Source organism: Dyadobacter sp. LHD-138, assembly GCF_030929615.1.
Lineage (GTDB): Bacteria > Bacteroidota > Bacteroidia > Cytophagales > Spirosomataceae > Dyadobacter.
Genome location: NZ_JAVFVU010000003.1, coordinates 70,441 through 84,693, shown reverse-complemented (window position 1 = coordinate 84,693; position 14,253 = coordinate 70,441). Strand labels below are relative to the sequence as shown.

Annotated in this window: 8 protein-coding genes; 3 read left to right on the top strand and 5 right to left on the bottom strand. The window is 45.2% G+C overall.

The genetic code is table 11. The features are described from left to right. Positions 1–16: 16 nt before the first annotated feature. The 5 genes from RB622_RS01915 to RB622_RS01895 all read right to left on the bottom strand — a co-directional run bounded on the left by RB622_RS01915 (position 17) and on the right by RB622_RS01895 (position 8,257). Entirely contained in the window at positions 17–1,423 is a 1,407-nt protein-coding gene (locus RB622_RS01915) for a sulfatase (protein ID WP_308044799.1), read from the bottom strand. 16 nt (positions 1,424–1,439) lie between these two features. Continuing rightward, entirely contained in the window at positions 1,440–2,909 is a 1,470-nt protein-coding gene (locus RB622_RS01910) for a RagB/SusD family nutrient uptake outer membrane protein (RefSeq protein WP_308044798.1), read from the bottom strand. A 21-nt stretch (positions 2,910–2,930) separates the two neighbouring features. Next, the gene (locus RB622_RS01905) at positions 2,931–6,317 is read right to left on the bottom strand and encodes a SusC/RagA family TonB-linked outer membrane protein (protein WP_308044797.1); all 3,387 of its coding nucleotides are present in this window, start codon (positions 6,315–6,317) and stop codon (positions 2,931–2,933) included. 145 nt (positions 6,318–6,462) lie between these two features. Then, the gene (locus tag RB622_RS01900; RefSeq protein WP_308044796.1) at positions 6,463–7,470 is read right to left on the bottom strand and encodes a FecR domain-containing protein; all 1,008 of its coding nucleotides are present in this window, start codon (positions 7,468–7,470) and stop codon (positions 6,463–6,465) included. Positions 7,471–7,507: 37 nt separating this feature from the next. Further along, positions 7,508–8,257, bottom strand: a complete 750-nt coding sequence (locus RB622_RS01895; RefSeq protein ID WP_308044795.1) for an RNA polymerase sigma-70 factor — start codon at positions 8,255–8,257, stop codon at positions 7,508–7,510. 457 nt (positions 8,258–8,714) lie between these two features. Between RB622_RS01895 and RB622_RS01890 the strand changes: the two genes are divergently transcribed. From RB622_RS01890 to RB622_RS01880, 3 genes are all read left to right on the top strand, one after another. After that, a complete protein-coding gene (locus RB622_RS01890) occupies positions 8,715–10,475 on the top strand; it encodes a DUF4331 domain-containing protein (protein ID WP_308044794.1) in 1,761 nt (586 codons plus the stop codon). A 26-nt stretch (positions 10,476–10,501) separates the two neighbouring features. Further along, positions 10,502–12,811: a DUF4331 family protein gene (locus RB622_RS01885; protein ID WP_308044793.1), complete on the top strand. Its 2,310-nt coding sequence runs from the start codon at positions 10,502–10,504 to the stop codon at positions 12,809–12,811. A gap of 119 nt (positions 12,812–12,930) precedes the next feature. Then, positions 12,931–14,226: a tetratricopeptide repeat protein gene (locus RB622_RS01880; RefSeq protein ID WP_308044792.1), complete on the top strand. Its 1,296-nt coding sequence runs from the start codon at positions 12,931–12,933 to the stop codon at positions 14,224–14,226. Positions 14,227–14,253: the final 27 nt, after the last annotated feature.

Below are 14,253 nucleotides of genomic sequence, written 5' to 3'. Positions count from 1 at the left end.
TTTCAATAATCCCGGATTACTTCTGTTTTGATGGTAGAACTTTCTCAATTTCCGAGGGTGGGGGTGTGATCGATGATTTTTGCTGCTCGAAAAGGGCAGTCAGCTCCTTGACAATATCCGGATGCGTTTTTGCGATATCATATTTTTCACTTGGATCGTTCTCGATATTGTATAACAGCGGAACGGCATGCGTCGCAGGGGCGACTGGCGAATACGACGCGTGGGTGATAAAATGCGCTTTCCAGGGCCCTTTTCTTATCGCGTATAAGTTTTCGTTGATGTAGTAGGGGAGGATTTCTCTGCTTTGGTTGCTTTTACCGAACAAAATCTGAGATATATCGACACCATCTAAGGTGGTGTTTTTGGGCAATTCAGATTTTGTGAGGGCAGCTACCGTTGTGAACAGGTCCATAGCGCTGGTAAGGCTGGTACTCGTGACATTGGCTTTTATTTTTCCAGGCCACCACGCGATTGTCGGCACTCGCGAACCACCTTCGTATGTCGAATTTTTACCTTCGAAAAGTATGCCTGCCGATCCGCCGTGGTCTTTCTGAAAAAGCCATGGACCGTTATCACTCGTAAAAATGACAAGAGTGTTTTCATCTAATTTCAAATCTTTCAGTGTTTTTAGAATCTGTCCGACGCTCCAGTCCAGTTCGGTAACAACGTCTCCATACAGACCTCTTGCACTTTTACCTTCGAATTCGGTGGAGGCATACAAGGGCGTGTGCGGGAAATTGCTCGCGTAATAGGTGAAAAATGGTTTATCCTTATTGTTTTTGATAAATTGAATCACTTCCTGGGTATATCTTTTGGTGAGCCGGCGCTGATCCGGTTCGAATTCAATTACCTTTTCATTTTGATATAACGGTAAGGACGGCGCATTGGCTCTGGGGCCGGACGGAACCGGGAAATCGGGATCGATTCTGGTGGTAAACACTTTACCCATGTCGTTGGAATACGGTGTGCCAAACCAGTAATCAAACCCCTGCCGGGTGGGGAGGTATTCCGCTACACTGCCTAAATGCCATTTTCCGATCAGGCTCGTGGCATAACCTTTTTTCTTTAACATTTCTGCCATGGTAAACTCTTCCAAAGGCAACCCTGTCGCAGAGTTCTGCCGGAATACATCGCCTTTTCCATAAACCCCTGTCCTGACAGGCAGTCGTCCGGTCATCAGCGCTGCCCTGCTGGGTGTACATACCGCGGCACCAGCATAAAACTGCGTAAAGCGCATTCCCTGGGACGCCATTTTGTCCAGATTTGGTGTCATAATCGTGGGGTGCCCGTAGCATCCCAAATCCCCGTATCCCAGGTCATCGGCAAGGATCACAATGATATTAGGGCTGTTTTGAGCCAGCCCAAGTATCGGGATGCTTGAAAAAAGTATAGCTGTGGCCAGACGTTTTACCGTTTTTTTCATAGTCAAATTTTGTAAGTTAATATCCTGGATTTTGGTCTTCTGGTGATATATCAGCATTGTTGTCAATTTCCTGCTTAGGGATCGGCATCAGCAAAACGGCGTCTGATATCGTTAAACCCTTGGCTTCTTTGATCACGCTTTTTGCTTTTCCGGTGCGGATCAGATCGTACCAGCGTTTGCCCTCTACTAAAAATTCGTAAGCACGTTCCTTCAAAACCAGATCCCGAAAGGTGGTAGCGTTGTAATCTCCGATTTTGAAGTCAACGGATGAAGCTGCGCCCGCTTCCTGACCATAGGCTCTTCTGTGAACCATATTCAGTCTTTCAACGGCAAGCGGTGTCGGCCCCTGACTGGCCTGACTTGCTGCTTCGGCATATATCAGAAGCGCTTCTGCATAGCGATAAATCGGAAAATCTATTCCATGCGCCGCCGATGCCGGCACATTTACGTCCTTAAATTTCCCAAACCGTATCGGCTGCGTTGCACTATTGGCGACGGTTACGCCTTGTTTATTTGGGCCTGAGGTATACAAGTTAAAGTCCTTTCTCAGGTCGGAGCCCCGCCAATCCCTAAGCAGTGGATAAGTTGGGAAACCGAAAAATGTTCCAAAGCCGGATGTAGCCCAAATGCTTGTCGGTAAATGGTAAAGCTGGGGAATAGAATTGCCTCCGGCTACACTGTGCTGATATTTTATGTAGAAGATTTCCTCAGAAGAAGTCGTTATTTCAGAACCGAATATTTTTTCAAAATCTGCGGAGGTTTTCACACCAACCAGACTATACTTTTTAGAGGAAATAACCTCTTCCGCTTTGTCACGTGCGTCAGCCCACTGTTCCCTAACCAGATAAACATCAGCCAGCATTGTTTTGGCAGCACCTGCCGTGGGTCTTCCCGTTTGTGTCTGTGTGGCCGGCAAAGTCTGTTCTGCTGTCTTCAAATCAGCAATGACCAATGCATAAACCTTTTCTAACGGTTCCCGCTTGCCACCGGTCTGCGTCAGATTTTCTGTCGGTTCCGTCCTGATTGGAACGGCACCAAAGTTTTTAGCGAGGTTATAGTATGCAAAGGCCCGGTAAAAATATGCTTCGCCAAGAATCTTACTTTTTTCGGCCTCATCCATCGGTATGGCGGGGACGTATTTAAGAACCCTGTTCGAAGCATCAATCGCCCGATAAAATCCCGTCCAATATCCATCTGTAACGGCCATAATGGGCGTAGTGATCTGGTATTGCGACATGGGTATATAAAATCCCTGCCCCGACGCATAATCTTCCAGGGCCGTAGTATGTGCTGCATACCGAAGATTGAACATGGATGCCTGGTGAAATATACTTGAAATAGCATTGACCGCCGTTGTCGCGTCAGCAGCAGTTTTATAAAACTTATCCGTTGACAAAAGGCTTTGGGGATCTTCTTCCAGCAAGTTCTGACACGAGATGGTACTTCCACACAAAGCAACTAAAAAGAGCTTTACAATATTTTTCATAGTAGATAGCTTTCAGGAATTTTAAAAATTTAAATGAGCACCAACAGTATAGGTTTTCGCGGTGGGGTAGCCAGTCTGGTCAACGCCAACAGAAATGGAATTGGAGCCGCCAAGGGTATTGACTTCCGGATCAAACCAGGAGTATTTTGTGCATGTCAAAAGGTTTTGACCACTGACATAAATTTCTGCTTTTTTCAACCATTTTATCCCAAGGCGACTTGTAGGGATAGCGTATGCCAGCTGTATATTTTTGAGCCGCAGGAAAGAGCCGTCTTCTACAAACCTGTCCGATTCCTTGAACGAGGTGCTTGCACTGACCTTGGGGTATTTGGCCGTCGGATCAGGGCTTGACGTTTTCCAGTGATTAAGGTAAACATCTTTGAGCTGGTTCTCGCCAAAGTACATGCTGCTCGCCTGACTTGTCAAATTACTATTGAAAATCTCGCCGCCCTGCTTGCCAAGCCAGAACATATTCAAGGTAAAGTTTTTGAATGAGATGCGGGAGTTAAAATTGTAAAGGAAGTCCGGGTTCGGGTCCCCGATAACGGTCTTATCTGCCAGCGAAATGGCCCCGTCATTATTCAGATCTTTGTATTTGATCGCTCCTTTTTCATCCAGTCCGTTTTCAAGGTATCCATAAAAGACAGCAATCGGCTGGTTAACGCGAATAAGATTAACCGGAACAGACAGTGGCTGACCTAATGCAGTGCCGAAAACGTCACTGCCGGAAGCAAGTTTCAAAACCTTGCTGCGGTTGCGGGAAATGTTCAGATTTAGATCCCATTTTACATGATTTGTTTTAACCAGATTTGCCGTTAAGCCTAATTCTACTCCACTGTTACGTATCTGGCCAATGTTTTGAATTGTGTTATTGTACCCCGTAGACAGTTGAAGCGGAACAATCGCGAGCAGGTCACGCGTGTTTTTTATATAATAATCCAGGCTCAAAGAAAACCGGTTGCGCAGTAAGCCCAGATCCACTCCTGCATTCCATTGTCCTGTCGACTCCCATTTCAGATCCGGGTTTGTCAGCAAGGTGCCTGTTAACTGGCCAACGGCAAGCTGGTCATTGTAAACGGTTTGTACAGGGCTTAATGTAAATAAGGTCTGGTAGGGTGAAAGTGCTGTATTGCCTGTCACGCCAAAGGACGTCCGTAATTTCAAATCGGAGAGTGATGACACATTTTGCAAAAAGGGTTCTTCAATGATTCTCCAGGCAAAAGCGGCAGAAGGGAAATATCCCCATTTGTTTGCCTTTCCAAATCTGGATGACCCGTCAGCACGGATGCTTGCAGTCAAAAGATAGCGGCTCTTAAAGGAATAGTTGGCGCGAGCCAGATATGAAAACAATTTCCATTGATAGGATGTGCTGGTTGGCACGGCTGGATTACGTCCCACTCCGATGTTTTCTGATTCCATACCTTCGTAGCTAAACCCGGTAGCACCCGCATTAAATAACCTGCTCTTCTCGGTCTGGTAGGTAATGCCGGCTAAAAGAGTCAACGCATGATTTTTCGGAAGCTCAAACACATAGTTGGCTGTGTTTTCATTTAAGAAATTGAATTTGTTTGCATAGTCAATGGTTGCTGAACCGGTGGGCGTCGTGGTGATCACGGATGGTGAATACAGGTCTCCTCTGATCGAACTGTTTTCTATGCCAACGGAGGAGCGGATCGTCAGATTCTTGATCGGTTGGAAGCTTAGCGCCATGCTTGTCAAAACATAGAATTCGTTGCTTTTTTGTTTTCTGGCTTCCGCAAGAGCGAGGGGATTTTCCAGTGAATTGGGGCTAAAGGCATAAGGCTTTATAAAACTGTAATTGCCATTTTCGTCATACGGTGCGATGGTCGGCGGCGCGATCAGCGTTGCAGAGGTTACCGTATTGCCTTTGAATCCATTATCTGTGTTTAATAGTGCCCGGCCGGTATTGCTGAGCATGGAGTTATAGTAAAGTTTTAGCTTGTCATTTAGTTTTTGTGTTAAGTTTACCCTGAGATTTGCACGGTCATAATGAGAGCCCCGGATGATTCCTTTTTGACTGATGTAATTTCCGGATATGGCGTACTGGGTATTTTCATTGCCCCCTGAAACCGATAGCGCATGATTATGCATGGGTGCATTTCTGAACATTACATCTTGCCAGTCGGTGCCCTTTCCGAAATTTTTGATCTGCTCCTCTGTAAAATACGGGGCAAATCCGTCATTGCTGGCACGTTCATTGGCGAGTGTCGCAAATTCCTGGGCATTCATCAGATTGAGTTTCTTACCCACTTTTTGCATCGCATAGTATGAATCCAGAGACACCTGCATCTTGCCGGCCTTACCGACTTTTGTCGTGATGATAACCACACCGTTTGCCCCTCTGGATCCATAGATAGCTGTTGCGGAAGCATCTTTTAAAATTTCCATGGATTCGATTTCGTCGGGACTTATTGCTGTTGGCGGGCCGGACAATGCAAATCCGTCGACGACGTACAAAGGTTCATTACTGCCTTGCAATGAATTGCCGCCACGGACCCGCACACTTAATGTAGCGCCGGGAGCACCTGAATTTTGCATGACTTGTACACCAGGTGCTCTGCCTTGCAATCCCTGAACGGCACTCGTGGTGGGGAATGAGGTGAGTTCGGTGGCAGTTACAGAACCGACAGAACCGGTGATATCACTTTTCTTAACCGTCCCGTAACCTACCACAACTACTTCATCAAGAGTTTTATCGTTTTGCTTCAAAACAACATTCATTTCTGACCGGTTGTCAACGGTAACCTCCAGCGTGGTGTAACCGACTAAGGAGAACACCAGGATATTGACAGGTCCTTCAGGCAGGTTCAAAGTGAATTTCCCATCGATGTCTGTGCTGGTACCGCGGGTGGTTCCTTTTAAAACCACATTTGCCCCAGGCAAACCTTCTTGATCATCTCCGGTTACCCTTCCTGTTATCGTGCGGTCGGTGTTCACGATTGAACTGACCTTTATGCTAGTCCTGGAAGGATCCTCAGTGGGAAGGCTGGGGGATGCAGAAGCTCTTTTTTTTGATTCTTCCTGGAAACCGCCCTGGCCGCCGACGGCATTTTGACGGATCATGTAAGCACCATTTTTTATTTTTTTGTAATTCAAATTGGTGTCCTTCAATAATGCGTTTAGGACCTGTTCGATACTGGTGTTTTTTTCAAGTACGGGTGGCGTAACGGTAACACCGCGAACGAGCTGATCGGCAAAAATAATATCTGAGCCGTAATGAATTTTGAGCTCTTTGAGAACTTCCCCCAGATTACGTTTTACCGTATTGGCGTGCCTGGCAGGAGTCTCCTTGGGTTGTGAATACGTAAGATTGGCCAGAGACCCGGGCAATTCCAGGCATACCAACAGGCCCAGTGTAGATAAGCAATGGAGATTTATATTCATCATGATAAGTGATTTGATATCTTGTATTGGATGAAAGAGAAAGATTGAACGGCAAGGCCATACTTTTCCATGCACGATTTTGAGATCGCGATAGCAAGAAGATACGGGTTGTAATGTGTTTGAAACTTTACTTTCTAGGGATACGCGGCTATAAGATCGGCCCTGCGCTAAGAACTATGACGTTGTCCTTTGTTTTGGTAATTTTAAGATTCAGGGCTTCTGTAATAACATCGAGTAATTCTTCTGGATTTTCATAAGAATATGCACCGGAAAGCGTTAGGCTGGCGACTTCCGCACTGGCAATTTTAAGGTTAATCCCAAAGTTATCTTTGAATAAATGAACGATTTCCTGAATTGAGGATTCCTCAAAGACATATCTGTTATTGAGCCATTCCGAAGAATTTCCTGGTGATGTCACAGGCTTTAAACTGGCAATTCCTCCTCGGGCAACGGTCACCAAATCTCCTGGTTTCATGGTAACCCGGGCATCTTTGTGATTAGCATTTTGGTAATGGAACTGTACTTTGCCCTTTTGTAAAACCACTTTTGTGCCCCTTTGCCTTGTAAATAAATTAAATTCGGTTCCCAAAACTTCCACTTGCTCACCATTGGCGGTCTCAACCACAAATTTTTTATTATCCAGGGTATGTTTCACAGAAAAGAGTGCTTCTCCTTCCAGTTTGACAAGCCGCATCCCGGATTTTAAGGCAAATCGGGGCACCCAAAGGGTTGAATTTGAATTGAGGGCAACGGTACTTCCATCTTCTAAGCGCAGTACTTTTTTTTGATTAAATCCGGTGCTGAATGTGTAATTCAATATTCCGTCATGAAACTTCCATAAGCCGAAGCATATCAGCACCGTGGCGGCCGTGCTGATCCACCATGTCCTGCGCGCTCTTTTAACTCCGCCGCTCAATACATCTGTATCATACAGCGGGATTTGATTTTTATCCGGGCTGTTCAAATATTGCTGGTAACGTTGCAATGCGGGTTGTTCATCAGCAAGATATTGCAGGTGTCTCTTTTCCCATTCCTGAAGCCATTGATAAAATAATTCCTCATTAGCGCCCTCCTTGACCCACGAGTCGATCGCTTTTTTTTGCAGAGAAGTGGCTTTTCCTTCGAAGCAGTCAAATATGAGTTGTTTATTTACCATGGCCTGCGTATGTTAATTTCTTTGTAGGATGACACATTCAGAATATAAAACCCTTAACAGCAAAGCCGAAAATAGTCCCGAAAACGATTAAGAAACAACGGTATCTCAGCAAGTCCCTCAGCGTGATTGTCGCTAATCGTATGTGGACTTCAACGGTCCTTACGGAAATGCCAAGTTCCTCGGCAATTTCTGCATATTTTTTTCCATCAAAACGGTTCATTAAATACACCCTTCTTCGTTGAAAAGGAAGTGAGTCTATAGCCCTTTCTACGGTCAGGTAAAGTTCGTCGTATTGGGTAATTGCATCCGGTTGCTGTTCCTCATGGGAAGCTTCCAGGGAAGCATCATCCAGCGTAGTGTCACGGTTAAAATTTTGACGAACATAGTTATACGCACGGTTACGTACGGTTTTGAACAGGTAGGCGCGATAAGAGGTTTCTATTGTGGAAAATATCTGCTTTTCATAAAAGTTGCAGAATATGTCGGCAACTAAATCCTCCGCAACTGCCTTGGATCCCAGAAAACGGACCGCATGACTGCACAGTTCTGTATAATGTCTTCTAAATAAAAGCTCGCAACCCAGTTTTGGATTGTCTTGAAACGTTACCCTTATGAACAGCTCCTGATCTGAAAGGTGCTTATCCTGATCATCCATGATCTCAGTTTGGGGGAAACCGGGTTCAGTATTTGAACTTTTCAGTAAAACTGTTTTTGCCTGCATTTCCTGATAATTAACACTTTTAGACATAATCGATGATCGCTCTCGTAAAGAAGACACAATTCTCATAAAGAACCCTTAATTCAAACAGGATATTTTAAATAAAAATTTTACTAATTCTTTGGTGTGTGAAATGCAGGTTTAGAAGTAAAAGGAAAATATGTAGCAATGAGATCATTTTTTTTATGATCTTGATTGCTACCTTTTAGTCGCCGCAAGTACCGAAATGTAGGGTAAGGATTTTATACAAAGTGAAATAAGTAACCATCTTATTATTAGGTATTTAAAATTTATTTTCCTCTGCTGATCTGAATTGAGATTGGAGACGTATGTCTTTTGTGAAATAATTATTTTTCAAATTGATATTGAAATAATTTTATTATTTTTGAATCCAATTTTTGTTTGGATTGTTTTCACGAGCCGCGTGTCAGCCTCTTTGATACCTGGAGTAATTTAGGATTTACTTATTGATGTTTTCCGAATTCTCATTTCAATCTCTGTTTTCATATCTAAACATTTTTACTTTATGCAAATTTCTGCTTTGCGCCTTTGCCGGCTCAGGATAGGATTCCTAAGCTGTGCGCTACCGCTCTTTTTAGCGGCGGGAGCTTACGCCTCCAGTCATCGGGAGGCTCCCTTGATCTCCAATGATCCGTTGGCCGACAACACGGATGTTTATGCTTTCAAAAGTCCGGATGACCCCAACAGCATTACGATTATCGCAAACTACATTCCCTTTGAGTCTCCGGAAGGTGGTCCTAATTATTACAGTTTTGGCAGTAACATTCGCTACGAAATTCACATCAAAAACAAAACATCAACAGCCGGGGACGACATCACGTATCGCTTTACTTTTTCAAGTATTAATGAAGATCCGACCACTTTTTTCAACATACGTTTAGGAAAACAAAACCTAAAAACGACTTACAAATGTGAAAAAAGTACGGATGGAGGCATGTCTTTTACCACAATTGTGGCAAGCGGAATCGTTCCACCAGCTAACATCGGCCCGCGCTCCATTGAGGGGAAAACAGTAGGTCTGGAAGCTTCCGATTACAACGCGCTGGTTGAAAAAGCAATCGTAACAACTGCGGGCGGCGAGAAAATATTCTGCGGTCCTGTGGATGATCCGTTCTTTGTAGATCTGGCAGGCGCATTTGATGTCGGTAATTTCCGGCCGGAAGGCAACACGACCAACGCACCCAAAGATGGGTTAAGCCGTTTCAACGTACATACCATCGCCATTAAAGTGCCTGTGAAATTACTTCAAAAAGATGGCAAGGGCATGGATGGCATAAAAAATATCCTTGATCCGGATTATGTAATCGGTGTGTGGGCCTCTGCCAGCCGTCAAATGATCAGGACGATTTATTCAGAAGGGGATATGGCTTATGACGGTAAATTTGTTCAGGTTTCCCGGCTTGGCATGCCTTTAACCAATGAAGCGGTTATTCCCATTGGCATGAAAGACCGTTGGAATGCAACAAGTCCTTACAACGGCGAAGATCTTCAATTTGCGAAGTATTTTACCAATCCGGAGCTTGCTCTTTACATGGACGATTCTCAGTTCGGAGGCGCGGTTCCTTCCCTGAACGCATTACGTATTCAGTCAAAATCACTGGGGGCGTTTGATTTTCGCAATGGGAAACCAGGCTTATTTGGATTGAAGGGAAATGCGGCATTAGATGGAACAGCGCTTGCTGAGGTGACTTTTGGCGGTGTTTTATTGCCAGATGGAGCCAGCCCGCGTGCGGTGGATCTGCTGCCGATCTTTTATACCGGCGTTCCTAATTTGATTCCTTATCAGTTGGCTACCGGCAAAAACAACAATCCGCTTGCGAAAGGAAAACCGTTCATTCATAACTTTTTGCCTACACTTGGTGACATGCTAAGGTTGAACATGGCCGTTCCGGCAACGCCCCGCAACGATCCGGAGTTCAGTTCCCTTGGGCTGGTTCAGGCTGCGGTTTTAGGTATCACCAACGATAAGTACAACAAGACAACTGACTTGCAATGGATCCCGAACATGGATGGTTTTCCCAATGGACGTCGTCTCGAAGATGACGTAACCACCATCGAGCTTCAGGCGGTTTCAGGCGTGGTACTTGCCGCGGTTGGCCTTTTCTATGATGATGCAACAAAAGAAGCACCGGTTTCTCCGGCATTGATCAGTGTGCTTTCCTTCACCTCTGGTCCGACAAAAAACGACGTTGCGCTCAAAAGCGTATTTCCTTACGTACAAAACCCCTGGAGGGGCTTTGACTATACTGAAAAAGCCAGGTTTTAAACAACCCCTGTAACAAACCAAATTTTATGAAAAGGATTATATATCTGGTTGGGCTGCTGGCATCTATATGTCTGGCCCCCATCGAAACGTATGCTTCTTCGCACCGGGAAGCGCCGCTGATTTCTACCGATCCGCTTGCTGACAATACGGACGTGTATGCTTTTAAGAGCCCTGTAAACAAAGAGAATATCGTTCTGATCGCGAATTACATTCCTTTTGAACATCCCGCTGGTGGACCAAACTGGTATTCTTTCGGCGAAAATGTCCGTTATGAAATCCATGTTGACAACAATGCGCAAACCAAAGGAGAGGATATCGTATATAGATTTACGTTCAGGAAGATCAATGAAGATCCGTCGACATTCTTTTTGATTCGGCTTGGGAAGGAAAATCTTAAAACAACCTACAAATGCGAGCGCAGTATGGATGGGGGCAGAAGTTTCACAACCATTGTTGAAAATGGAACAGTTCCTCCGCCACACATCGGGCCTCGTTCGATCGATAACAAGACCGTTGGCCTTGGCTCATCGTACGACAAACTGGTTGAAAAGTCGATTATGACAGCCAGTACCGGCGAAAAAATATTTGCCGGTCCGGTGGATGACCCTTTCTTTGTTGATCTGGGTGGTATTTTTGATCTTGGAAACGTTCGCAAATCGGCAGGCAGAGATGGGGTTGCCAAGTTCAACTGCCACTCCATTGTAATTGAAGTGCCCGTTGCTACTTTGCAGAAAAACCATAAAGCGGTTGCTGATGCGGCCAATATTCTGGATGGTGATTATGTAATCGGTGTTTATGCTTCTGCCAGCCGTCAAAAGATTAAAACGTTGTATGGCGGAGGTGACGTTGGTTACGATGGTGAATGGGTACAGGTTTCCCGCCTGGGTATGCCGCTTACCAACGAGGCGATTATCCCCATTGGCATGAAGGATAAATGGAATGCTTTGACGCCTGATAAAGATCTTCAGTTTGCAAAATATTTCACAAATCCGGAGCTTGCCCTATATCTGGATGACTCACAGTTTGGCAAAGCAGTACCGGGTCTGGCAGATCTTCGTATTCAGACAAAATCACTGGGATCCTTTGATTTTCGCAATGGAAAACCCGGCTTATTTGGATTGAAAGGCAATGCCGCACTCGACGGTACCGCGCTGTCTGAAGCTGCTTTTGGCTCTATTTTACTTCCCGATGCTGCAAGCCCGCGCGCTGTTGATATTCTTCCGATTTTTTATACGGGCGTACCCAATATCAGGCCCTATCAGCTTGCCACAGGGAAAAATGGAGATCCGCTTGCAGAAGGCAAACCATTCATTAATAATTTCCTGCCAACGCTTGGTGACTGGCTGCGTCTGAATATGGCCGTTCCCGCAACGCCAAGGAATGACGCAAAATTCAGCTCGCTTGGTTTGGTTCAGGCCGCGGCCCTTGGTCTGACCGATCCGGCATATAATACAACCAAAACACTGCAATGGATTCCCAACATGGATGGATTTCCCAATGGCCGTCGTTTGGAAGATGACGTGACGACCATTGAGCTGCAAGCCGTTGGCGGCGTTGTTCTGGCGGCTATCGGGCTTTGGTATGATGATTATATCCCCAAAGTTACAGCCAGTCCGGTGACACCAAACCTGCTCAGCGTTCTGACTTTCAATGCAGGTGTTACCAAAAATGACACTACGCTTAAATCGGTATTTCCATACGAGCAAAATCCATGGCCAGGATTCCGGGGGAACAGCTATCAGGGCGATGTTGTAGAAACCCAGCAGCCTGGTCCGCTCGTAGCGGTTGTTTTAAACTACGACTGTATGACCGGCGCCATTACCTTTGGACGTACCGGCGGTGATCCGGGCAAGACGATCGAATATTCTGCTGCGGGTGTGGTCAATGGCATTTGGGGCACGAGCACGATGCGTATGATCGAAACAGAACTTCGCAAGGATAATAACAGCCGCAGTGTCCTGGTGGTAAAGGCGCGTTATCTCGGTGAACCAGCGTCGGAAGTATCGACTGATTTCGAATTCCGTAAGCCCTGTCAATCCAATATGCGAATCGGATTGTCGGCCGGAGAAAATGCTCCCGAATCTTTATCGGCTGTTGTGATGGGTAATCCGACGAACAATGAGCAAGTTGTAATTGAAATCAGAGGCGCGGAAGGTAAAAAAGTTCAGCTCGACCTTGCCAATAATAAAGGACAGGTGATTGGTCAGCAAGTGATTTACAACGCCAGCGCATCTGAGCGCCGAAGTATCAAACTCGGTCAGGCAAGTGGAATTTACTATCTGCGGGTCAGCACTGTCAATTCAAAGTACACCGTGAAAGTATTACGTTTGCAGTAGGAACCTGAAAATAGTTGATCGGATAGTAAGGCCAGAGGTAAGTAAGGATATTTTGAGATTTTACTTTCGAACCTCTGGCTGTTTTTAACATGATTTTCTCGACCTAAAAATTTATTATTATGAGACTAAAAATATTTATATCCGTTTGGGCAGTTTTTTTACTAATGATTCAAATAAGCTGCACTGAAAAAAAGAAAACGACTTCAAAGGAAACCGGTCCGGTAAGCCTGGATATTCCTGTTTTGTATGAACGTTCCGGAGAACTGGCATCGGCCGCCGAGTGGCAAAAAACTAAAATAAAAGTTGAAGAGCTTCGGAAAAAGATAAAAGAAAATCCCTCAGATGTAAAACCTCGTTTGCAGGTTGTGGTTATCTATTTGGCAGAAGCGAGGATTACAGGCGAACATCCCTATTATTATCCGGCAGTTTTGAAAATACTGGATGGGATTTTATCAATAGATCCGCAGAATTTTGAGGCTACTACTTTCAAAGCCTCTGTGAAAATGTCGCAGCACCAGTTTTCGCAGGCAAGAGATCTGGCAGAAAAGGCTCGTCAGATTAACCCAAGCAATGCATATGTTTACGGCGTTTTGGTAGATGCCAACGTTGAGCTTGGCGACTATGAACAGGCTGTGGTGATGTCCGATAAAATGCAGGAGTTAAAACCTTCGTTGGAAGCGTATTCCCGGGCATCCTATCTGCGGGAGATTTATGGTAATTATCAGAGTTCCATTCAGGCGATGAAGCTTGCTGTACAGGCAGGGCTGCCCGGGTCGGAGCCGCAATGCTGGAGTAAAAATGCGCTTGGACACTTGTATGAAACCACCGGACAGCTTAATGAGGCAGAACAGCAGTATGATCAGATTTTAGCGATGCGTCCGAGTTATGCCTTTGCACTCCGTGGAAAGGCTCAGGTATTTAAGGCCAGAAAAGAGTATGATAAGGCTCTGGTCGAACTGGACAAAGCCGCCCGGATCATGCCCGAATTTTCGTTTCAGGAGGAAATGGCTGATATTTATGCACTCAAAGGAGAAAGCCAAAAAGCCAGGGACAAGTATGCAGAGGTTGTTAAAATGTTGAGCGAAGATGCAAAATCGGGCCACGCCGTGGATCTTGAACTTTGTAAATTATATACAAAAACCGGCCAGCTAGATTCAGCTTTGGTATACGGATTGAAGGAGTATAACAAAAGACCTAAGAATATTGATGTAAACCATGCACTGGCCTGGGTATATTTCAAAGAAAAAAATATCGATAAGGCGCAGCAGCATATCATGGTGGCATTACGTACAGGCAGTAAAGATCCTGAACTTTTGCAAATGGCAAGTGTCATTGAGGTTGCTGCCGGAAACAAAGATAAAGGTGGAAAGCTGTTGGCACAGGCAAGAAAGACCAATCCAAATTTCGTTTTGTAACGTAATCAACTACTGACTATTAAAAGC

Excerpts from the sequence above, each read along its gene's own strand:
- RB622_RS01900 (WP_308044796.1), bottom strand. The coding sequence starts at position 7,470 with ATGGTAAATAAACAACTCATATTTGACTGCTTCGAAGGAAAAGCCACT.
- RB622_RS01895 (WP_308044795.1), bottom strand. The coding sequence starts at position 8,257 with ATGAGAATTGTGTCTTCTTTACGAGAGCGATCATCGATTATGTCTAAA.
- RB622_RS01910 (WP_308044798.1), bottom strand. The coding sequence starts at position 2,909 with ATGAAAAATATTGTAAAGCTCTTTTTAGTTGCTTTGTGTGGAAGTACC.
- RB622_RS01905 (WP_308044797.1), bottom strand. The coding sequence starts at position 6,317 with ATGATGAATATAAATCTCCATTGCTTATCTACACTGGGCCTGTTGGTA.
- RB622_RS01880 (WP_308044792.1), top strand. The coding sequence starts at position 12,931 with ATGAGACTAAAAATATTTATATCCGTTTGGGCAGTTTTTTTACTAATG.
- RB622_RS01885 (WP_308044793.1), top strand. The coding sequence starts at position 10,502 with ATGAAAAGGATTATATATCTGGTTGGGCTGCTGGCATCTATATGTCTG.
- RB622_RS01915 (WP_308044799.1), bottom strand. The coding sequence starts at position 1,423 with ATGAAAAAAACGGTAAAACGTCTGGCCACAGCTATACTTTTTTCAAGC.
- RB622_RS01890 (WP_308044794.1), top strand. The coding sequence starts at position 8,715 with ATGCAAATTTCTGCTTTGCGCCTTTGCCGGCTCAGGATAGGATTCCTA.